21 protein-coding genes and 1 tRNA gene are annotated in these 21,480 nt (G+C 43.1%); 14 read left to right on the top strand and 8 right to left on the bottom strand.

All coding sequences use genetic code 11. The features are described from left to right. Positions 1-433: 433 nt before the first annotated feature. From CALK_RS12985 to CALK_RS00585, 14 genes are all read left to right on the top strand, one after another. Positions 434-2,767, top strand: a complete 2,334-nt coding sequence (locus tag CALK_RS12985; protein ID WP_162146682.1) for a hypothetical protein — start codon at positions 434-436, stop codon at positions 2,765-2,767. Between the two features lie 58 nt (positions 2,768-2,825). After that, entirely contained in the window at positions 2,826-3,758 is a 933-nt protein-coding gene (locus CALK_RS00645; RefSeq protein WP_022635702.1) for a 1-phosphofructokinase family hexose kinase, read from the top strand. A 551-nt stretch (positions 3,759-4,309) separates the two neighbouring features. Then, a complete protein-coding gene (locus CALK_RS00640; RefSeq protein WP_022635701.1) occupies positions 4,310-4,828 on the top strand; it encodes a hypothetical protein in 519 nt (172 codons plus the stop codon). Positions 4,829-4,943: 115 nt separating this feature from the next. Beyond that, positions 4,944-5,840: a serine/threonine protein kinase gene (locus CALK_RS00635; protein WP_022635700.1), complete on the top strand. Its 897-nt coding sequence runs from the start codon at positions 4,944-4,946 to the stop codon at positions 5,838-5,840. Beyond that, positions 5,840-7,738: a hypothetical protein gene (locus tag CALK_RS00630; protein WP_022635699.1), complete on the top strand. Its 1,899-nt coding sequence runs from the start codon at positions 5,840-5,842 to the stop codon at positions 7,736-7,738. Before CALK_RS00635 ends, CALK_RS00630 begins: the two co-directional genes overlap by 1 nt. After that, complete coding sequence (gene purD, locus CALK_RS00625; protein ID WP_022635698.1) at positions 7,738-9,018, top strand: phosphoribosylamine--glycine ligase; 1,281 nt, start codon at positions 7,738-7,740, stop codon at positions 9,016-9,018. Before CALK_RS00630 ends, purD begins: the two co-directional genes overlap by 1 nt. Positions 9,019-9,034: 16 nt before the next feature. Next, positions 9,035-9,430: a hypothetical protein gene (locus tag CALK_RS00620; RefSeq protein ID WP_022635697.1), complete on the top strand. Its 396-nt coding sequence runs from the start codon at positions 9,035-9,037 to the stop codon at positions 9,428-9,430. A gap of 93 nt (positions 9,431-9,523) precedes the next feature. Continuing rightward, the gene (locus CALK_RS00615) at positions 9,524-11,266 is read left to right on the top strand and encodes a response regulator (RefSeq protein WP_022635696.1); all 1,743 of its coding nucleotides are present in this window, start codon (positions 9,524-9,526) and stop codon (positions 11,264-11,266) included. After that, positions 11,266-12,030, top strand: a complete 765-nt coding sequence (locus tag CALK_RS00610; protein WP_022635695.1) for a nitrilase-related carbon-nitrogen hydrolase — start codon at positions 11,266-11,268, stop codon at positions 12,028-12,030. The genes CALK_RS00615 and CALK_RS00610 overlap by 1 nt, the downstream gene beginning before the upstream one ends. 22 nt (positions 12,031-12,052) lie before the next feature. Then, the gene (locus CALK_RS00605; RefSeq protein WP_022635694.1) at positions 12,053-12,295 is read left to right on the top strand and encodes a Trm112 family protein; all 243 of its coding nucleotides are present in this window, start codon (positions 12,053-12,055) and stop codon (positions 12,293-12,295) included. A 56-nt stretch (positions 12,296-12,351) separates the two neighbouring features. Beyond that, a tRNA-Ser gene (locus CALK_RS00600) sits at positions 12,352-12,443 on the top strand. An 11-nt stretch (positions 12,444-12,454) separates the two neighbouring features. Further along, the gene (locus CALK_RS00595) at positions 12,455-13,183 is read left to right on the top strand and encodes a 16S rRNA (uracil(1498)-N(3))-methyltransferase (RefSeq protein WP_034636013.1); all 729 of its coding nucleotides are present in this window, start codon (positions 12,455-12,457) and stop codon (positions 13,181-13,183) included. 68 nt (positions 13,184-13,251) lie between these two features. Then, the gene (rpsU, locus tag CALK_RS00590) at positions 13,252-13,458 is read left to right on the top strand and encodes a 30S ribosomal protein S21 (RefSeq protein ID WP_022635692.1); all 207 of its coding nucleotides are present in this window, start codon (positions 13,252-13,254) and stop codon (positions 13,456-13,458) included. A gap of 64 nt (positions 13,459-13,522) precedes the next feature. After that, on the top strand, positions 13,523-13,765 hold the full coding sequence (locus CALK_RS00585; RefSeq protein ID WP_022635691.1) for an HP0495 family protein: 243 nt from the start codon (positions 13,523-13,525) through the stop codon (positions 13,763-13,765). Here CALK_RS00585 and CALK_RS00580 read toward each other — a convergent pair. From CALK_RS00580 to topA, 8 genes are all read right to left on the bottom strand, one after another. Continuing rightward, entirely contained in the window at positions 13,762-14,403 is a 642-nt protein-coding gene (locus CALK_RS00580; protein ID WP_022635690.1) for an HAD family hydrolase, read from the bottom strand. The genes CALK_RS00585 and CALK_RS00580 overlap by 4 nt on opposite strands. Continuing rightward, positions 14,404-15,480 carry a flagellar biosynthesis protein FlhB gene (gene flhB / locus CALK_RS00575; RefSeq protein ID WP_022635689.1) on the bottom strand — a complete coding sequence of 359 codons (1,077 nt, stop codon included), beginning with the start codon at positions 15,478-15,480 and terminating at the stop codon, positions 14,404-14,406. A gap of 3 nt (positions 15,481-15,483) precedes the next feature. Then, on the bottom strand, positions 15,484-16,272 hold the full coding sequence (gene fliR, locus CALK_RS00570) for a flagellar biosynthetic protein FliR (protein WP_022635688.1): 789 nt from the start codon (positions 16,270-16,272) through the stop codon (positions 15,484-15,486). A gap of 9 nt (positions 16,273-16,281) precedes the next feature. Beyond that, positions 16,282-16,551 (bottom strand): flagellar biosynthesis protein FliQ, encoded by a 270-nt coding sequence (gene fliQ / locus CALK_RS00565; RefSeq protein WP_022635687.1) that lies wholly within the window; start codon positions 16,549-16,551, stop codon positions 16,282-16,284. Positions 16,552-16,564: 13 nt separating this feature from the next. Next, the gene (gene fliP / locus CALK_RS00560; RefSeq protein WP_022635686.1) at positions 16,565-17,311 is read right to left on the bottom strand and encodes a flagellar type III secretion system pore protein FliP; all 747 of its coding nucleotides are present in this window, start codon (positions 17,309-17,311) and stop codon (positions 16,565-16,567) included. Next, the gene (locus CALK_RS00555; protein WP_022635685.1) at positions 17,301-17,834 is read right to left on the bottom strand and encodes a flagellar biosynthetic protein FliO; all 534 of its coding nucleotides are present in this window, start codon (positions 17,832-17,834) and stop codon (positions 17,301-17,303) included. The genes fliP and CALK_RS00555 overlap by 11 nt, the downstream gene beginning before the upstream one ends. A 72-nt stretch (positions 17,835-17,906) precedes the next feature. Next, positions 17,907-19,256 carry a methylenetetrahydrofolate--tRNA-(uracil(54)-C(5))-methyltransferase (FADH(2)-oxidizing) TrmFO gene (gene trmFO, locus CALK_RS00550; protein ID WP_022635684.1) on the bottom strand — a complete coding sequence of 450 codons (1,350 nt, stop codon included), beginning with the start codon at positions 19,254-19,256 and terminating at the stop codon, positions 17,907-17,909. Next, positions 19,243-21,471 carry a type I DNA topoisomerase gene (gene topA, locus CALK_RS00545; protein ID WP_022635683.1) on the bottom strand — a complete coding sequence of 743 codons (2,229 nt, stop codon included), beginning with the start codon at positions 21,469-21,471 and terminating at the stop codon, positions 19,243-19,245. Before topA ends, trmFO begins: the two co-directional genes overlap by 14 nt. Between the last annotated feature and the right edge of the window lie 9 nt (positions 21,472-21,480).

The following is a 21,480-nucleotide window of genomic DNA, read 5'->3' as shown; positions in this document are numbered from 1 at the left end:
AAGCACTTTTTGAGAAATTACAAAAACTATCCCTGTTTGAGCATGCTTCTATCAAAATTGGTTATTTGAAAACTGCAGACATTGAGGTAAAAAACTCTGCTGCCACACTTGAGTACACTGAACCATTCTCGTTTCAGGGAACGGTCTCCCGTTTTTCTTGGCATGAACATACTCTGGAAGATGGGGAAATTGCCTTGCAGAAAAAGGACGCTTCCGACATTTCTCTGCAAGTGCTTCAGGCAACCGTGCCGACCAAGGGAACTCTCCGGGTTGACGGCGATGTCTCCCTCTTTAATACATATCCATCCCGCTGTTCCCTTGTTGTTTCAAATGTCTGCCCTACCACTGTGAAAGAACTGGTGCCGCAACTACTTCCGACATCTGGTTTTTCAGTGCAAGGAGAGTATGGAATAATAGGGCGGTTTGCGGGGTATTGGAATCGTCCGCTCGAGGGGTTCTTTTCCGGTGCAGTGGAGGGGGAAATGTTATTGCAGGGCTTCCTTCTGAAAACATATTCGGCTCCTATACCGCGTTGTTTCCCGATGTTATATCCATAGATTCTCTTCGGATGGATTCTGTGGTGTATAGAGATTCTGTTCTTTCATTCTCCCTGGAGAACTCTGTGCTTGACACATCTGTCATACCCCCACTTCGCCCTGATATTCCCGTGGATGATATCCGCATCTCTTTTCCTGAAAAAGAACTGCATCTGGGTCGTATTGAGAACCTCTCCTTCACCCATGGCGATTCACCATGGATGCTTACGGGGAGAAACCTCTTTATGCGTATGAAAAGTTGGATCGAAAAAGACTCTCTGGGAAAAGATGCATCCTCCCCAAAAAACAAGACATCAGAAAAAGAGTGCTCAACCACGGTTCTATCTCATTTTGTTGCTGACACGCTTATTGCACATACTACTGCTCCTGCTGACGTATATAGAGATTCTCTTACCCTTAAACGTATACGACCCATCCTTCCAAGGCGTGAGTTAAAAATTACCCATGCTCAATTACACGATAGAGAAGGAAAGCCTCTTGTGCAAGTAAAGAATGTGTATTATGAAAAAGATGAGAACACTCTTTTTTGCACCCTTGATACTCTGAATACAACGGGTGGAGATACACTGATCGGTATGCAGGTATCCCTGCGTGGAGACGCAGACTCACTGTGGCATATTTCGAAAGTACATGGTGAGAATATGGTGCTCGCTTCCCTTCCCTATGAAATGGAAACGCTTTCTCCATATTCTTTTTTCACGGATACAACGGATACGGGGGTGTTACAGACAATCTCTTTGCCCGCTGCCGTTTCAATAGGCCGTATACGTGTTAATGAAGGAACAGATCGGGCATGGGCGGTAGATTCTCTCGACCTTCATGAAAAGAATTCTTCCGGATCAACCGTATCCTTTCATCACTTTTCCTATGGAGACAGCATTTCTCTGTACCATGGTATGGGCACTCTCGATGCTGAAGAGGAGTACGTATTTAGAGATTTGCATCTCGGTTCGTTTTCGGCAATGCTTCCCTTCGCTATGAGCTCATCCGCCGCTACTCGTGCCCAGTCTTTTCCGGCAAAATCTCTCTTTTTGGAGGATGTGGATATCAGTTTTTCAGAGGGGGAGAATCTGCGTGGTGCAGGTGTGGAACTAAACCGTGCCACTGCCCTGCCGGAGATAACCTTGGATTTCTTAGAATGGAAAAATCATGCAGTTATTGAAGAGGCATATCTACGCATAGATACATCTCATCAGATTCATTCAGCTCGTGTTGCACGTCTTGTTTTGGACAGCACACGTTTTGCACAATTACCCTCTCCTTCGGTTGAAGATATTATGCCGTTCCTCAATCATGAAATAGATCAGTATGTCAAGAACGCAGATGCCTATACTGCCAATACTGCCTTAGTCGAGATTGCAACCCTCTTGCGTGCTCCTGAACAGCCCATACTGCGCCACCTTTCCGTACAAAGGGAAGATCGTGATTACTCGTTTTCAGCCCGTGATATAGGGGTAGAATTCACCTACGATCTTGCAGAGATATCGGGCCAATTGCGGTGGAGTGATTCCCATATTATCGTAACAGACCTGCGGGCTGTAACAGATGAAAACACCCGTCTCTTTCTGTATGAAGGAGAAATTGCTCTTTCACCGCCCTTTTCTGCAAAACTATTTCTGGAAGTACAAAATTTCAAACTTTCGCAAATAGAACGGCTCTATTTTCCTGAGAGTGATGTTCGTCTTCGCGGGGGCGGCTATTTTCGGGGACGTCTGAAAGGTGATATGGCCGATTTTACAACCTTCCAAGGAGAACGCCTCTCGTTGCAATTGCATAATGTACGTGTCGAGAATCTTCCTATCCAAAAAGGGGAAACGATTCAGCGTTTTGCTCCGTCTTTTTCACAGGTGTATTTTGATCGCATTGTCTTGAATCCTCTTGACTTGCATGACGGAGGACGTTTACACATGCGCTCCGTAGCGGCTCACGGTCCTCTGCTTGAATTTACAGGGTGGGGCAATTTGAATCGTTACGGAAGATTTTATTTTGAAATGGAGGGTGAAGTTGTCCATGATGTTGCAGACCAACTTCCACGCCTAACCCGAATGGCCTTGAATGCAGAAAGTGCAGATACTTACGGTCATTTCCGTGCAAAGCTCTTTGGTACTCCGCTTCACCAGGAGCTGGTCCCTGAACGCGGTATATATGGTCGAGTCATTCGCTCAGAGTTTCGAAATATTGGGGCTTCTTTCCGTGAAATTTTTCGGTAAATATCTGTCTTTGTCATCGAGGAAATACTATATTACGTATTCTTACAAGGCAGGCAATATGATTTACGTGACTCTTTTTAACCCTTCCATTGATGTACTCTATGAGCTAGATGAGCTGCTTCTTGGAGAGACGTATACCTCTGTTTCCGCTCGCACCTATCCTGCTGGAAAGGGGATGAATTTTGCGAAGGTTGCCCGTGTTCTTGGAGAAGATGTAGAGCTTGTTGGCGGAGTGGCACGCAACAATATTCCCTTATTTGAGGAATATTGTAAACGTCGTGGCATTACGGCAACCCTCATCCCCATATCCGGAGAAACCCGCATTAATACAACCCTCCTTGAACGGGAAAAGAAAATGGTTACCCATATTAGTAGTACCGGGGGAGTGGTGAGTCGCGAAGCATGTGAAGAGGTCCTTTCAATGGTGCGTAATAAACTGAAATATGCCGGAAATTTCTGGGTTTTTACAGGCAGTTTAGCACCGGGGTATGCTGATAGTACTTATGGAGAACTCATGGAGCTTTGTTCTTCTCACGGCAGCAGCTGCGCTGTTGATGCTACGGGAACTCCTCTTAAATATGCGATGCAGTATAAACCCTGTATTATTAGTCCAAATATTGCAGAACTTGAAAAAACCCTTGCCGAAAAAATTGAAGGAATTCGTCATATCGCCCTCCGGGGAAAACGTCTGATTGATGAAGGCATGGAGTATGTGTTTATCACCTTAGGAAAAGATGGGGTGATTGCTCTGCATGATGATCGATGCTATCTCTGTACTCCTCCCGTGGTTGAATCCTTCGATTCGGTTGGCTCTGGTGATGCCTTTCTTGCTGGTGCCGTAGTATCTGTGTTACGACACGATGACTTTGAGACAGTGTGTCGTAAATCTGTTGCCTGCGGCGTCTCTAATGCGCTTCATCGAGGTCCTGGGGAAGTGAGTCATGATCATTTAGAAACATTTCTTGATCGTATATCTATTGAAAGTATTTGATGAAGGGCACCATTGTATTTTATATTTCCGGTCATGGTCACGGCCATGCGGTGCGTCAGAGTATCTTAATTAATGAAATACCTGCGCACATCCCTGTCCACATAACTTCTTTGGTGGAAAAACGTTTTTTTAGAAGAAATACAGCGTCCCTTTACCTATTACCAAAGAAGTTTTGACTATGGTTGTCATCAGATTGATGCACTAAAAATAGATCGTACGGCAACTCTTGAAAAATCTGCCCGCCAAGAGGAAAAAACAGAAAACTCTTTCATCAAGAGTGTCGTCGTATTGAAAAACTCTCGCCGGTAGCAATTATTACGGATTCAGCTTCTTTTCCCGGCCGTATTGCTCTTCGTCTCGGTCTTCCTTCTTTCTGCATAGGAAACTTTACGTGGTATGACATATTTCTTCCTTATGTATCTGTATATAAACAATATAGCTGGCTTTTAAACCTCTTGTATGAAGACTACTCACAAATCACCTATTGGGTGCAACTGTGGCCGGGGACAGTTTCCACTTTTTCCGGGGAAGAGTCATTACAAGGATGCTCTTTGTTTCGTCCTGGAAAAAATATCCGAACTCATCTCATGCAGAAATATTCTATCCCATTCTCTCACAAACTCATACTCATATACACCGGAAAATATGGAATTTCCACTCTTTCGTATCAGCTTCTTTCCTCATTTAAAAATTGTACGTTTTTGGGGTATTACCCACCAAGTAGTGACGTTCCCCCAAACTTTATCCCCATTCAAAAGGGCGCGTACTCTTTGCAAGATTACTCATATTCATGTGATTACATTATCTCAAAATTGGGATACTCCCTTGTCTGTGAAGCGTTATCGGCACAAAAACCCTTACTTTACTTTCCGCGGACCCATTTTGTAGAACAGGACGCTCTTGAAAAAGACCTCTTTCAGTATGGACAGGGTATCAGATTGCACGAAGATAGTATCAATCCAGAACTGTTTTACCAAGAGATTGGTGCACTTCAGTCACCCTTTACGGGTGCCCCCATTATGTCTAAAAGTTGTGAAATATGGCAGTGGATTGCACGTCGTCTCTTTTAAGTTGAGAGGGTGATACTCCATTCGTTGTGAGAATGTTTTTTTTCTTTCTGTCGTTGTCCTCGGCGCGATGACGTGATATATATTTTATACACGCAACAAAAGGGTAGTACAACGTATGAAGTCTATATTTGATTATATCAGTATTGATTACACCGATTTTATCGGCAGAAAACTTGACACGATAACCCTCTTAGATGTTATTGGTTCTGGTGGAAAAGGGGTGGTGTTTAGTGGCTTTCAGGAAGATTTGAAACGCCGGGTGGCTGTCAAAATACTCCCAAAAATTAAGACACGGCAATCTGAAATTGATAGTTTCTCCATGGAAGCACAAATTGTTGCGGGGCTTACTCATCCCAATATCATTCCCATATATAAAATGGGGGAGGAAGATGAGTTTTATTACCAAGTCATGCACTTAGTTGAAGGGGACAATCTGGTTTCCATGGTGCAGAAAAGAAAGCGTCATCCTATAAAACAAAAGCGCTTTATTCCCGTTTCAAGAGCTGTAGCCCTCATCTGTGACGTTCTGAAAGCTCTCTCCTATGCCCACGAAGAGTTCGTGGTTCATCGAGATATAAAACCGGCAAATATTATTATTGAGAAAAAGCACGATCGTCTTTTTGTTGTTGATTTCGGTATCGCCAAAGCACCGGGGCTTGTTGACAGTATGCACGAATCAATTATTGTGGGAAGCCCACTCTATCTTTCTCCGGAACAGGCGCGGGGTGGTGATGTTGATCATCGAAGTGATATTTACAGTACTGCCATGACTCTTGTCTACTTACTTCTTGGGCTGATACCAACGCAACTCAAATCTCCGGAAGAGGTGGTTCGATGCAAAATAGCGTCACCAGACAGTTTTATTTATCCCCATTTGTCTCGGTTACGAACTGATATACCCAAAGAACTCGAAGGTGTTCTCTTGAAAGCGATTGCCGCTGACCCTGACCAGAGAATTGAATCTTCTGATCAGTTCTGTCAACTTTTAACGCCTTTTTCTGAGCACGCCTAATGGAGATGGAGCAGTTTTCAATACAGGTGGCAGTAAAAATCAATCTGCTCTTTAATAATCTCGTCCTTTTTGGTGCGGAACATCCGTCTTTAATGAAAGCCGCTACTGAAGTTGCTGAATTAATAAACAGTAGTGACGTGTCTGAAACCGTGACCCTGCTTAAGAATGGGGAGTCCTTTTATATTAATCGCGTCTGTGTTGATTCACACTTAAATACTAAACGGACAATACAGCAGTTTACGAAATGTCATATTGAGTCGCTTTCATTCTGCAGGGGAGTTACGGCAAAGCAGGTTGCCTATTTTGGTAAACTATATCAAACTGCCGTTTTGGAAGGCCAAGAGGCAAACCACTTGATTACGCTTTTAGAACAAGCACACATTTCTTCAATGCTTATTAATTATGTGACACTACAAGAAGTACGGGCAGACCAAGCAGTGGTAGAGGAGGGGGCTTCTCAGGGCATTGATGATGCGGAACTCGAAAAACAGTTTATCCTCGGTGCAAACTCTCTTTTTACCCAAGTGAATACCGTACCTAATTCTGCGTCGGAGCCCCCTCTTTCATCTCAAGAAGAAGATTCTGCCTTCAGCCATATTGTGGAGATGTCGGCACGAAAGCAGCAGGAAGAGCAGGCGATTTCCGGAATAAACACGCTTAAAGATGAGCCCCTAACTCCACAAGAAAAGCAGACCCTACAAACCATGGCTCAATTACTGCGTGATGAATATCGCAGTGGTAGCAATACACCACAACAGGTGGCCTTTCTTCTAAAGCGTTTGACATCATCGGCAACAGAGGTTAAGCGATTGGTTCCGTTCTTAAAAAACGAACTTTCTCAGGATGATATTTCACCAACCTTTTATGCCTCTGTGCTTGAACACATTGAGAGTCATACCCGTGGTGAACAGGGGGCTGAGGAGTTGTTTAAAACGGCTGAAGAATTTGGTGTTGACCGAGATGAGTTAGCACAAGCAATTGCGCAAAATCCTGAGGAATCTCTGAAGCTTCTTGTGCAATCAGCAGAGCTTGACTCAATGACCAACTCAGAACATCTTTCGGAATATATTGCAAATATCATTGAAGCAGCTGGTGAGAAAATGGTTGCGCAAGAGGTATCCCCAAAAGATGGCCCCGGCTCTCTTGATACGGTTGTATCTACTATAGAAAATCGTCTTCTGGGTCAGTTGAAGAATGATATACACGACACAAAGCTCTATTCGAGTGTGGCTGAAAAAATGAAAAAGCGATATCCTGAAACTCTGAGAAAAATGCGTGAGGAGTGGCTTGTTTCAACCATTTCACAAACCGATTCCATGAGCGTTGAAGATCTTTCTGAGAAACTTCTCATGGTCCTTGATAAAACCCAAGATGTAGAGCGGTATAAAAAAGGAATAGCCACCTATGCTCAGAAGTGGAATATGAGTGTTGAAGAAGTAGAGAAAGCTCTCCAAAAGGTTGGGGCACAAAGCAAGCCTTCCGCCATGTCACAACAGCCCGATCTTCTTTCTCCCCGGCTCACCATTTTTTTTATTAAGCGTTACATCGATGAGTATCAACGATATGCTCATCCTTTTTCAATTATTGCGGTTTCCGATCATGCGGAAGTTGTTTCTGCACAACAGCTGGTGGAGGAACTACGCGACCGTCTCCGTACCTTAGATATTCTTGGACGGATAATGGTACGAAATAAGGAGATTACCCTGTTTATACTCCCCATGACTGATTCACGCAGTCTTTATACTGTGTACGAACGAATCAAGTCGGAGGCCTTACGTGGAAAAACATATATTGTATCAAGTATTTCGTGTGATGCCGAACAGGTAGAACAAAATATTGAGTATGAAATGCTTATGAAACAATTGCTTCGAGATCATTTGAGTAGTAAGGAGACATAATGAATACAGCCTCTGTTCTTGTTGTTGGCAATGGTGGCAGGGAGCATGCGCTCTGCACAGCACTTCTTAAATCAGATACAGCACCTGATGTCTATATTTATCCTCGTAATGAAGGGGCGGTGCGTGAAGGAGCTTTGGCCGTACCAAAGGAGGTTCGAAACTGGGAGGAACTTGCAGAGTGGTCGCAAAAAAAAGGAATAGGTCTCGCAATAATCGGCCCAGAACAACCCTTGGTTGAGGGGATCAAAGATCTTTTTGTCGGTAAAAATATCCCTGTATTTGGTCCTTCTAAAGCAGCTGCACGTCTTGAGGGGAGCAAGTTGTTCTCCAAGGAGCTCATGGAAAAATACCATATCCCCACCGCACCCTGGAAGGCTTTTTCCGATAAACAAAGCGCTCTTTCGTATGTACAAAAAAAAGGGGCTCCTCTCGTAGTAAAAGTAAGTGGCCTTGCAGCGGGAAAGGGGGCCATGGTTTGTGATACCATGGAAGAGATTGAGCAGGCCCTCACGGTGGTTTTTGATACAAACGCCTTTGGTTCTGCCGGTGAAACAGTGGTTATAGAAGATATGATGTATGGTGAAGAAGCATCAGTATTTGTGATAACAGATGGTGATTCTTATAAGATCCTTCCTGTGTCGCAAGATCATAAGCGCATATTTGATGGCGATACAGGGCCGAACACTGGAGGGATGGGGGCCTATGCCCCGGCAGAGCTAATCTCTTCGGATATGCTTGCTGATATAGAAAAAAAGATCATTGCACCAACACTTTCAGCTATGACTGCAGAAGGTTGTCCCTACACTGGGTTACTATATGTTGGTCTGATGCTTACAGAAGATGGTCCACAGGTGGTTGAGTATAACTGTCGCTTTGGAGATCCCGAAACAGAAGCGGTACTTCCTCTTGTAGACTGCGACTGGTATACCCTTTTTCATACCGCCGCCACTGGTGGGGTAGAAGAGGTCTCTTTTTCCATACGTGCAGAGTATTGTGCTACCGTTGTAGTTGCTTCCAAGGGGTACCCGGAAAGCTCTGATCCAGGGCAGGTTATCGATGGAATTGAAAGAGCGAATGCACAGGATAATGTCCAGGTCTATTTTGCAGGAATAACCACCGATGCGGAAGGACGATTTATCACAAACGGAGGGCGCGTATTAACCGTCACAGGCACGGGCAAAACGCTTCAAGAAGCAGTAGATCGTGCCTATGCAGGGGTTTCTGAAATTAAGTTTTCTGGCATGCAGTATCGTACAGACATTGGACATCGAGCATTGTAGGATAAAGGGGGAGATTATGTTATATCTACTGATACTTTTTAGTATTTTTTCAATGATCTCCTCAGCTATTGTAATTACTTTTCCTGCCAAAATATCCGCCTTTGCAAATAAAATGAGCCGTATGGAAGAGCAGGAAGAAGATGCGGAGAAAGAAAAAATTGTCCAGACCTTGACGCCTCTTGAGAAAAGATATCTTCTTTTTTCTTCTTCGCAGTTGGCCCTTCTTCCGCTTTTAATTTTTTCTCCGGTCGAACGATTCAACATCTATGGTTACATATTTCTTGGAATTTATATTATCTCCATGCGCTTTAAAAAAAATGTGCTGAATAATCCCGCACTCATTACAATTGAATCAATCTTTGAACTGCTCCTTGGTGCTGATATTGTGCGAAGTTCCTTGTTATTACTGTAAGTGTGGTATTCATGATACATCTATGGTATAATGAAGATAGAATACAACATAGAATGTCGCATAATATATATTATGTAAACTTAAAGGTGTGCCATGCCATCCATTCTTATAATATCTGATAATGAGCGCGAAAAACGGATTCTTCTAATGGCCTTTGAGCAACTCGGTTTTGATACCGTTGACGCAGAGCCGGACCGAAGCTCCTACATCAATGCGGTTCAATTTAAACCTGATATTGTTCTGATTCGTTTTCCCCGATACTACCACGATCACATCAATTTTTGTAAAAATATCAGTAATATTAAAAATCTAAAAACTTTAATTATTGGCTATGGAAAAAAGTTGTCTGATCCTGAAGTAGGCGCATTACACCAAAATGGTGTACAGCAATATTTGTTAACCCCCATACGATTTTCCCTTGCCATGAAGTACATAGAAAATTTTTTCCAACAGAATAATTCAGAAAAACTGGTGTGGAAAAAAGAAGGAAAGGAAGAATCATCCTATCTTGACATGCTCTTGGATAAAAAAGTATTGCCAACAAAAAAGATTAGCCGTATGCTAGAAGAAATTAATACTATCATGGCATTCCCCTTCACGGTGATGCGCGTGTTAAAAATATCGAATGACCCCCAAAGTGGTGCGGCAGATCTTTCAAAAGTGATTGAGGCAGATCCTGTAATTGCCAGTAATATTCTTAAAATGGCTAATACGGTTTTTTTTGCAAATCGAAATAATCAGCGGATTAATAGTATTAAAGATGCGATTGTACGAATCGGTTTTTCCGAAACCAAGAACATCGCCATGTCTATCCAAGTTATGAAATCCTTATCAAGTGATGCCAATTCCCTTGGGTTTGATCGTAAGAAATATTGGATCTATTGTATTAGCATGGGAATATTAACCAGCATGCTTGCAAAAAAAATGGCTCATCTTGACAAGTCAGAAGCATTTCTTGCTGGCTTGCTCCACAGCTTTGGTATTATACTTCTTGATGAATGCTTTCCAGATCTCTTTATTACCTACCTAAAAGAGACCTCAAAAAAGATGGGGCTTTTTTGGGACAGTGAACGACGCCTTACCTTAATAACCCATTTAGATATTACCAAAAAACTCTTTGAACAGTGGAAGTTCCCCTCAGATATTACTGAAGGAATCCCTCTCTCTGTGACGGTGAACAAAGAATTTGCGGATAATGCATCGCTTTGGGAGGCAAAACCTGGGGAACTTACAGAAGAGCAAGCCTTTGCTGTACTTCTCTTTGTGGCAGAAAAACTTGCAAAGGCGTGTGGGTTTGGAAGTGAGTGTGACCACTTCACTACTCCCCTCCCTCACGATCTTTTATCGTATATTCGGTTTTCTCCTCAGGCATTGGGGAAAGAGTTTTTTGATGAGGTGCAACGTAAAATATCCCTCTATAGTTCATTTTTTAATACAAAGATTACCAAATCACCCGCAGTACAATCAGATATAACGGTTTCTGTTTGTTCTGCGACAACGGAGGCATACTTCCCTATTTTTCCGTATCTGCACTCCCGTGGGATACTGCTGAATATCTTACACTCGACCGATGACCTTGAGGATGCTGAGTGTATAGAACATCTCTGTATCTACTGTACTACTGGTGAGTATCAGTCTTCAGATCATGCCTCTATTGAGAAACGCCGTAAACGATTTCAGGATAGGTATTCCACAGAGTTACCAGTCTTTGTTTTCTGCAAATCACCTCCCAAAGAACAAGAGCCGGATTCACTTTTGTATTACTTCGATGTATCCTGTGATATCCGATTAGTAGATCCAGTTTTTGAAGAAATTTTGAGTAATCAGGAGAGCTAATGATGCGTGTTTGTGCGGTATCCTTTTCCCCTATCCCTGGGCGAATAGAGGAAAATATTTCTCGTATCGTTGAAATTGTTACACAAGAACGAGCCCATGATTTCATACTTTTCCCTGAATTGAGTGACACGGGGTATACCCTACAGGCAGACCAGGTTAAACCGTATTGTCGCCAAACTGTTTTTGCTCCCCTTCAGGATATTTTGAGCGGTAGCAACACTGTAGTTTCTCTTGGATTAGCTGAGCACCTAAACGGTGGTATTTATAATACCATTTTCGAGATTTCAGCGACGTCTATTGTTCCTCGATACCGTAAAACTCATCTATTTCCCGGTGAAGAACGCCTTTTCCGACAGGGAGATTTCATCTCTCTTTACTCCTCTGCTTCTGCGGTATATGGGTATCACCTCTGTTACGACATTCGGTACCCCGAGCTTACACGAACCCTCTTTTCTTACAGTGGTGATATTCTCTTTGTATCTGCTGCGTGGCCCGCAAAACGCATTGATCATTGGAGGAGTCTTCTCGTTGCACGAGCAATAGAAAATCAAGTATATGTTGTGGCTGCTAATCAGAACGGAGTTTTGCAAAACTATCATTTTGGAGGGCAGAGCATGATACTCTCTCCTCGCGGAGAAATTTTACAAGAAAGTTCCGAAAATACAGAGTGTGTCCGCGCGTGCCTTTCTCTTTCTCTGCTTAGAGAATACCGAAGAGAATTTCCCCTCCGCTCTTCGCGGTGCAATGATATATCTTTCCTATGACTTTTTTGAAAGGATTACGAAAATGAATAGTGAGCTCTTGGAAATTATCTGTTGCCCGGAGACAAAGCAGGAGCTTCTCCTGGCAGAGCGAGATGTGGTTCGTAAAATTAACCGCTCTATCCGTGACGGTGCAATAAAAAACCGTGGAGGTGAGACGGTGAAAGAGCGAATTGATGGCGGGCTTATTCGCAAAGACGGAACCGTACTCTACCCGATACGTAAAGATATACCGATTCTTCTTATCGACGAAAGTATTAAGTTATAAATTACCCTTGCTCTTTTATCGCTCCTTATATATATTTGTGACGACTTTGATACTGCGGAGAGGTGGCCGAGTGGCTGAAGGCGGTGGTTTGCTAAACCATTGTAGGGTTCTTTCCCTACCGAAGGTTCGAATCCTTTCCTCTCCGCCACTTTTATATCCATGAATATTATTCTACTGACAAATCAAGACTATTGCTCACGTAATACTGTTTCTATTCCTCGCGGAGATTACCGGTACAAGCACATGCGTCATGTATTGCGTGTTTCAGTAGGAGACACCTTACGCGTAGGCGTACTCCATGGAAAGCGTCATACAGGAGTGGTAGCAGTCTGTTCCGATCAGGAAATTATTTTAACAGTGATGGAACAAGAAAAGCCCTTACCACGTAAATTGCCAATTACTCTCTGCGTTGCTTTGCCACGCCCACAAACATATAAGAAAGTTGTCTATGATGCAACTGTTCTCGGTGTATCTGAGCTTGTTTTTTTTCACTCACGGAAGGTTGAAAAAAGTTACTGGCACAGCCCTGTTTTGGGTGAAGAAAAAACAGGAAAATTGCTCCGTGATGCGTTATCGCAAGCAGGAGATACCGTACCTCCCCGTATTTCCACTTATCCCCGTTTTCGCCCCTTTGCTGAGGATGTGCTGCCTCGGCTCTTAAAAGGAAAAGAGGGGTTCCTCTTTCATCCACGCGACACTGTCCATACCCTCTCCCCCTCTCAAATACCCGTTTTATATATGGTTGGCCCTGAGGGTGGTTTTACTGATTTTGAGTATGAGCTGTTGGGAAACGCCGATCTCTTAGGAGTTTCATTAGGGGAACGGATTTTACGGGTTGAGCAAGCAGTCGCTACGATCCTTGGGTATTCTCTAATAAAGTTTGCATAAGAAACCGATCTCAATATATTTTACAGCCACTGAGAATTTAAAGCATGAGAAAGTGGGTGTAAAAGATAATGAACGGAATTGTTGTACGGGATAACGAAAAGTTTGAAAAGGCAGTAAAGCGATTCACTAAAATTTGTGAACGTGCCGGTGTACTCTCCGACGTAAAGCGTCACCGTCGCTACGAAAAACCAAGCGCGGAACTTAAGAGAAAAAAGAATGCCCGTGAGCGAAAAAGACTACGTGAAGAGCGTCGTAAGCTTAGATCGTATCGCTAAAACGTTCTCACTATGAACACCGTGGAGAGAGTACACTACTCTCTCCTTTTTTTATGGAGGAGTAATGGAAAAACCGGATATACACTATCCCACATCATGGCAATATAGAATTATTGGAAAAAAAGGCGCATCTCTTGCAACTGAGATAGAACAATTACTGGGCAATACAAATTACACCCTTGAAGAGACTAACACAACTTCAAAATATGCAGCTCTTAAGATTACGCTCATTGTAGCCAGTGAAAAAGAGCGGTATGCCTACTTCGACCTCCTCAAGGAGCATCCCTCCGTAAAAATGGTCCTTTAATCCATGTGACATATACTTTCCACAATACGGGCTTTTGGACAATCGCGGATAAGTCGTTCACGACTATTATGCCCCTTTGTCGTTAATACCGCAGAGATACCTAAGTCACAAGCAACTTCATAGTCGTGCACCGTATCTCCCAGTAATACGGTTTTCTCTGGTGCACAATTGTGTACGTCACAAAGCTCGCGTGCCATTTCAATTTTAGATCCTGATGTCTGAGATTCAAGCCCATGAACGGTGGAAAAGTATTGCCGAATACCAAACTCTTCTAAGGTAGCCTCTAGCTCTTTCCTGTTGTATGCTGAAATAATACGTGATGTTTTCTGCTGGTTTTGAATTTCCTGCAATACAGATTGAACACCTTCATGAAGCTGACACTCTGTGCGTTTTTCTCTGTAGAGCGCAATGAACTCCCCTGCTAAGCGAGTAAAGGTTTTCTTTGTACCTGTAAAGCCGGCGAATGTATAAAAATCTTGCACCGGAAAAGTAAAATAAAATCGGTATTCCTCAAGTGAAAGCAGACGGAGGTTATATTTTCTTTGCTGGACCTGGTAAATTTCATAACAGAGCCATACGTCATCAATAATCGTTCCGTTGAAATCCCATAGAAAGGTTTCATACGTATCAATAATCATCTATATCGTTCCTTGTAGTTTATATACATAGGCCAAGGTTTCTGCCACGGCATCAAAAAACTCAACGGGGATTTCCTGCCCCGGCTCAGTTGTTCCATAGAGCCCCCGCGCAAGGGGAACATCTTCCACAAGAGGGATGGAATGCTCACGCGCAATTTCTCTAATCTTAAGTGCCATATGATCTGCTCCAGAGGCTACGACAATTGGTATTTCCATTTGATCGTTATATTTCAATGCTACAGAGATATGGGTGGGGTTGGTAACGACCACTGTAGCCTCAGGTACAGCATCCATCATACGGCGGCTGGCAGCTTCTTGTTGTAGTCGGCGGATTCGTTTTTTTACTTCGGGATCACCCTCCTGTTGCTTATTCTCTTCTTTCACCTCCTGTTTTGTCATTTTTATGTTTTGTTCGTGCTCATATCGCTGATAGGCATAGTCAATGAGTGCAATAATAATTAAGGTAATGACAATGCGGATCGTTACAGTATATGCTATAAGAAGAATTTCAGTTAAAGCATCGCCAAAAGATGCATACGAGAGTGAATAAAAGGTATCAAAAACTCCACGAATGGTACTAACGGCAACGCTGGTAATAATTATTAATTTTAAAATATTCTTTGCCGTATCCACGAGAGATCGAGGAGAGAAAAACTTTGCAAGCCCCTTAAGAGGGTTGATCTTCGAAAGCTTTGGTTGAAGTGGTTTTAGTGTAAAGAGAAATCCCACTTGTATGAGATTTGAAATAACACCGCTTACGAGTATGATGAGTGCAATAGGAAGGGCTGCTCGAAAAAATACATAGAGTGATTCAATAAAGAGAGGAATATAATTTGCTTCGCGTAATACCGAAGAGATCGTATACGCATGTACCTGTGAAAAGGTATGGTGCATAAAGTTTGTGATCAGCGTGTATACCTCTGGCAGATACAGCCGGAGAAAAACGGTCCCGGCAAGTAAGACAAATACGTGGCCTATCTCTTGACTTTTTGCAACATTGCCTTCTTCTCGGGTTTCTCGACGTTTCTTTGCACTCGGGGTTTCCGTCTTTTCGCCGCCTTCACCTTCTTTTGGCACAGCTTACCTCCCTCCCAGTTGATTTAATAGCCCCCAAATATCACGATACAACTGCATATACAGCTGTTGAAATATTTGTGTCAATATGGGAAGTAATACCACAAGAACTGAAAAGCCTATGAGAATTTTTAAGGGCATTCCCACGAAAAATACATTCATTTGAGGCATTGTTTTGGCAACAACCCCAAGGGTCATAGAGGTGATCATGAGAATAGCCATAAGGGGAAGCGCTAAGCGTAACGCCATTTCGGTAAGGGCAACAATGGTAAATAGAGCTATTTGAAACAGGGTGTCTCCAGCCATGACAATCTCCCCTGGAGGAATAATATGAAAGGAGTGTTCTATGGCAAGAAAAAGGTAGTAGTGCCCTTGAGAAATCAGAAAAACGAGGGCAAAAACCAGTAGCTGGAGCATTCCCGTAGCGGAGGTCTGCTCTCCTTCTAAAATAGGATCGGGAATTTGCAGCATGGCAAAACCGAGCTGCATATCAACGACTCTACCGGCAAAACTTACCGCTGCAAAGAGAGAACGGAACAGGTAGCCCACCAACATACCGAGAATCATTTCTCGAATAACAATACCGGCAAATTCCCACAGGGAAGACACAAGGGGGAGATCAGCAACGGTGTATATTGAGTTAAAAAGAATAACAACGAGAAAAAAGGCGAGACCAGCTCGAACTTGTACGGGAATAAAGCTTTGGTCAAAGAGGGGCATAAAGTGTAAAAAAATGGTGATGCGAATAAAGGCTAAGAGAAATACCTGAATCTCCATAATGGTGAGTTCGGGCATACCATGTACCTACGCGATAAACTCTGGAATACGACTAAAAAGCTGATAGACAAATTCAACAATTTTGGTAATCATCCAAGGTAATAAAAGAATAAGTATACCGAAAACTGCCACAATTTTAGGTACAAAGGTGAGGGTCATTTCATTAATTTGAGTAACAGCCTGGAAAACCCCAACCATAATACCAACTACTAAGGCAGCCATAAGAAGAGGACCTGTAACGAGGAGCACGAGGATAACGGCTTCCACACCAACTTGTATTACCTGTGTAACAGTCATTGTTTACACCTTTTCAGAAAAATGAAATTACCAACTCTCGTACAATGAGATTCCAGCCATCAATTAACACAAATAGAATCACCTTAAATGGAAGAGATATCATAACCGGCGGAAGCATCATCATACCCATGGACATGAGTACCGAAGCAACAATCATGTCAATAACAAGAAAGGGTATAAAGATAATAAATCCAATAATAAATGCTGTTTTTAGCTCACTTATCATAAAAGCTGGAATTAGAATAGTGAGACTGAGATCTTCGGCCTGTTCAGGTATCTCAGTTTCAGAAATATGTAAAAGAAGAGCAACATCCTGTTCGTTTACTTGTCGGAGCATAAAGGCTTTCAGAGGTTCTGCGGCGCGATCAAGGCCGTCTTCCCACGATATTTCCTCTGCAAGATATGGTTGCAAAGCAGAGTCGTTCATTTCGGTGAAAACCGGAGCCATAATAAAAAAAGTGAGGAAAAGCGCAAGTCCAACGAGGATTTGATCGGGAGGCATGGTATTAAGCCCAAGGGCTCGCCGAATAAAAGAGAAGACGATAATAATTCGTACAAAGGAGGTAGTCATGATAAGAATAGAGGGGGCAATAGAAAGTATTGTGATGAGAAAGACAACCTGTAAAACATCAGCCACATCTTGAGGATTCTCTGTTGTACCCATGGAAAGTGAGAGTGATGGTAGCGTCGGATTAGCACATACCACACCAAGGGGGATACTTATGATAAGAGTGAATAGGAATAGGGTTTTAGCCTTCATTGGGTGTATTGCTCCTCAGAGAATCTACAAAACGATTCAGGCTTGTTTGAAATTGACCAACCGTATCACTTCCCCGCTTATCTGCAATAATTTCTTTGGCTGTATCCCCGCTTTTATGCTGTAAAACATGCATACTTCCCTCTGTTTGCCCTAAAAGAAACACCTCCTGCTCGAATCGAAGAAGAAGCACCGACTGTCCCTGTGATCCTGTTTTTATCTGCTCAAGAATTTCAAAACTGGGTGTTTGTTCATTACCCCTTTTTTGAAATAGTTGACTTTTTTTAAGGCCCCACACAAGGAGAACAATAAGAATCGTGATAAGGGACAGGGAAAAGAGTATCCGGCCCATAAGAATTGGCATGGGGATCTCTTCCGGGGTATCTGATACAGTAGAAGTGGCATCTACAGGGGCAGAATCTTGAGAAACACTACGTGGTGGCTGCTGTAATTTATCCATGTCAAAGGATGCTAACAAGGAACCAGAAAACATACAGAGCAGCGCAAGAGGAAGAAGTCGTTTCATATCATTGCCTCATTTAGTAATCTCTACGGTTAGTACTATTATATCATACCGTATATGCTGTAACAAGTAAGTTCATCGGTGGTTTCGTAATTTGAAAAAAGATCCATGTTCATGTTTCCATACAGTCATCTCTTTGAGAGAACGGTCACAATAAAAGGCTTTTCGTTGCGCTTTTCTCATTTTTTTTCCTGGAGGAGCCAAGAGAGAAAAATTGATATTTGTTGGAGTGTATCGACCTTTCAAGGGTGGTGTTGTGATATGATCCAGCACCCCTCCTATGGCAGTTACATTACCAGGAAAATCAAGGGAATAGTTATGTATACGTCCTGCAATGGATTGCGCCGCGCAGTGCCCCGTGCAAATACTTTCTGTATAGCCCTCATTCCCCGTTAATTGGCCAGCCAAGAAGAGATTCGGATATTCCAAGAATGAGAGATCTCTTTGAAGCAAATCTGGGGAATTGAGGTAGCTGTTACGATGAATCGTTCCATGCCGAAGAAATTCAGCTTCTTCTAATCCAGGTATCATCCGAAGAACACGGTCCTGTTCGCCAAAGGTCATGCGCGTCTGAAACCCCACCATATTATAGGCTGTTCCATGCACATTTTCTTGTCGCAGTTGACACACGGCAAAAAACTTTTCTCCGGTTTTGGGGTGATCAAGACCAACAGGTTTCATCATTCCAAAACGAAGCGTATCATAGCCACGTCGTGCAACCACCTCTATGGGGAGACAGGCTTCAAAGAAGGCCGCATCTTCAAAGCTATGGCGTTTTACCTCGTCAGCCTCTAAGAGTGCTGAATAAAATTGGTCATACTCTTTTTTTGTAAAGGGACAATTTATATAATCACCCGGTCCATCACTCCAGCGCGAAGCCGAAAAGGCTTTCGACATGTCGATTGATTCAGCATCTATTATGGGAGCGATGGCATCATAAAAATTAAAGTTATCTCTGGCAAAGAGCTCTTGTAAATAGTCTGAGAATGAAGACGATGTAAGGGGGCCCGTTGCGATCAGTGTATAGTCATACCCCTTCGGAAGCCGTTGTATTTCTTTCCTATGAAGAGTAATTTTTGAGGATGCTCGAATTCGCTCTTCCACACGAGCGCTAAAGAGAGACCGATCAACTGCGAGGGCCGATCCCGCAGGAACAGCAGACATCTTCGCTATCTCTAAGAGAGGACTTTCCAGAAGAGATAGCTCCTCCTTTAACAAGGCGTGGGCCGAAGGAAGCTCCATTGACTTGAGAGAGTTAGAGCAAACCAACTCAGCCGGCTTACTACTGGTATGAGCCTCTGTCATGGTATGAGGGCGCATTTCAAAAAGATCTACAGAGATTCCATACTCGGCTAAAACAAGGGCGGCTTCACTTCCTGCAAGCCCCGCCCCTATAATTGCAACCCTTGCATCACTCGCCGTCATGTGTTGCATACTCCGCTTTACACTTTGGGCATTGCCAAAAGGTTCCTTTTTTCTTCGAGTTTTTTTCTACAAGATGCTCAAATCCACAGGTCTCACAAGGTTTTGCAACTGGTTTATCCCATAAGACATATTTGCAGTCTGGATATTTGCTACACCCGTAGAATATTTTCCCCCGACGGGAAGATCGTTCGACAACATCACCATCACATCCTTCTTCCGGACAGGGAACACCCGTGGAGAATGATTTTATATTTTTACACGTTGGATAGTTACTGCATCCAAGGAAACGGCCGGCTCCACGCTTAATAATTCGCATGGGAGACCCACACTTGTCACATATTTCATCACTTTCCTCATAGTCCTGTTCAAGGGATTCTGCATATTTACAAGAAGGAAATCCCGGACAAGCCAGAAATTTTCCATTTCTGCTCCAGCGAATGATTAAATTATGCTCTTTGCATTGTGGACAAAGGCGGTCTGTCTCTTCCTGATTCATTTTCTTCAATTCTGTGAGATGTTCCTGAACGCTGTCCAACTGCTTTGAAAAGGTTGAATAAAAGGATTTCAGCAACTCGACCCAGTCAACTTCACCCGTTTCAACGGTATCCAACCGCTCTTCCATCTCTGCCGTGAAAGAAACATTAAAAATATTCTCAAACTCTCCTGTAAGAATTTCTTTTACTTTATACCCCAACTCTGTGGGAAAAAAGCGTCGCTTGTCAAGCTCAACATATTTTCTATCACTCAATGTTTTAATAATTTGGGCATATGTCGAAGGACGGCCAATACCTAATTTTTCAAGCTGATTGACTAACAGCGCCTCAGAATATCGTGCCGGAGGTTTGGTAAAATGTTGGTTACTCTCTATCGATTTAGGGGGTAAGGACGTTTTCTCCACAAGGTCGGGTAAAAGACCACCCTGCCCACTATCTCCATCAGAGTCTTTGCTCTCCTCATAGATGCGCAGAAAGCCATCAAAGGCGATGACAGATCCAGTGGCACGAAAGAGTTTGTTATCAACTGTCAGATCTATTTTGGTGGAATTAATTCGCGCAGGAGCCATCTGTGAGGCAATAAAACGGTTCCATATCAACGTATAGAGTTTTAACTGGTCAGCATTGAGGTATTTCTCAAGAGCTTCAGGTGAATAGTCCCCGGCGATATGTGCTGGACGAATTGCCTCGTGTGCATCCTGTGCCTTTTTTGAGGTGCCAAATTGCCGTGGTTTTTTAAGGTGATACGCCGTGGGATATTTCTCATCAACAAATTCTTTGGCCCGTTGCAAAGCTTCGTTTGAGATACGCACAGAGTCAGTTCTCATATACGTAATCAGACCAATGGTCCCCTTTTTCCCTAAACTAAGACCTTCGTACAGTTGTTGTGCTACCATCATTGTTTTTGATGCAGAAAAGCGATACTTACGTGCAGCATCTTGTTGTAAGGTACTTGTTATAAATGGAGGATAAGGATTTCTTCGCTTTTCCTTTTTGGTAATTTTGTCAACAAAGAGAGATTTGCCCTCTATGCTTGAGAGAACTGCCTTGGCTTCCTCCTCATTCTTTAAAGACGCTTTTTTTCCATCTATTGAATGAAGCTGGGCTTGAAAGTCTTTTGAATCGAAACTGCAGTGTGCGGTGATTGTCCAATATTCTTCTGGGACAAAGGCTCGAATCTCATCTTCTCGTTCACAAATAATTCGTAAGGCAACAGACTGAACCCGTCCAGCACTAAGCCCCCGATAAAGCACCTTCCACAGCAGCGGAGATATTTTATACCCCACAACTCGATCTAAGATGCGCCGTGCCTGTTGCGCATTTACCCGGTTTATATCGATGGTTCGTGGATTAGAGATGGCATCGGTAATGGCATTTTTCGTTATTTCGTTAAATTGAATCCGTTTTATTTTTTCAGGATCACACTTTAACACACGAGCTACATGCCAAGCAATTGCTTCCCCCTCACGGTCGGGGTCCGGTGCAAGAAACACCGTATCAGCATGGGCAACTTCTTCCTTAAGTTCTTTTACGACCTTTTTCTTGTCTCGGGATACAACATACTCAGGAGTAAAATCATTCTCAATATCAACACCGAGCTTTTTTACAGGTAAGTCGGCGATATGCCCCATGGTTGCCATAACCGTAAACTCTTTTCCCAAGTATCGGCCTATGGTTTTACATTTTGTTGGGGACTCCACAATAACCAGATTTGACGCCATAGGGTAATC

Origin of the sequence: Chitinivibrio alkaliphilus ACht1 (assembly GCF_000474745.1) — a bacterium.
Classification (GTDB): domain Bacteria; phylum Fibrobacterota; class Chitinivibrionia; order Chitinivibrionales; family Chitinivibrionaceae; genus Chitinivibrio; species Chitinivibrio alkaliphilus.
This window is presented reverse-complemented; position numbering and strand designations above follow the sequence as displayed.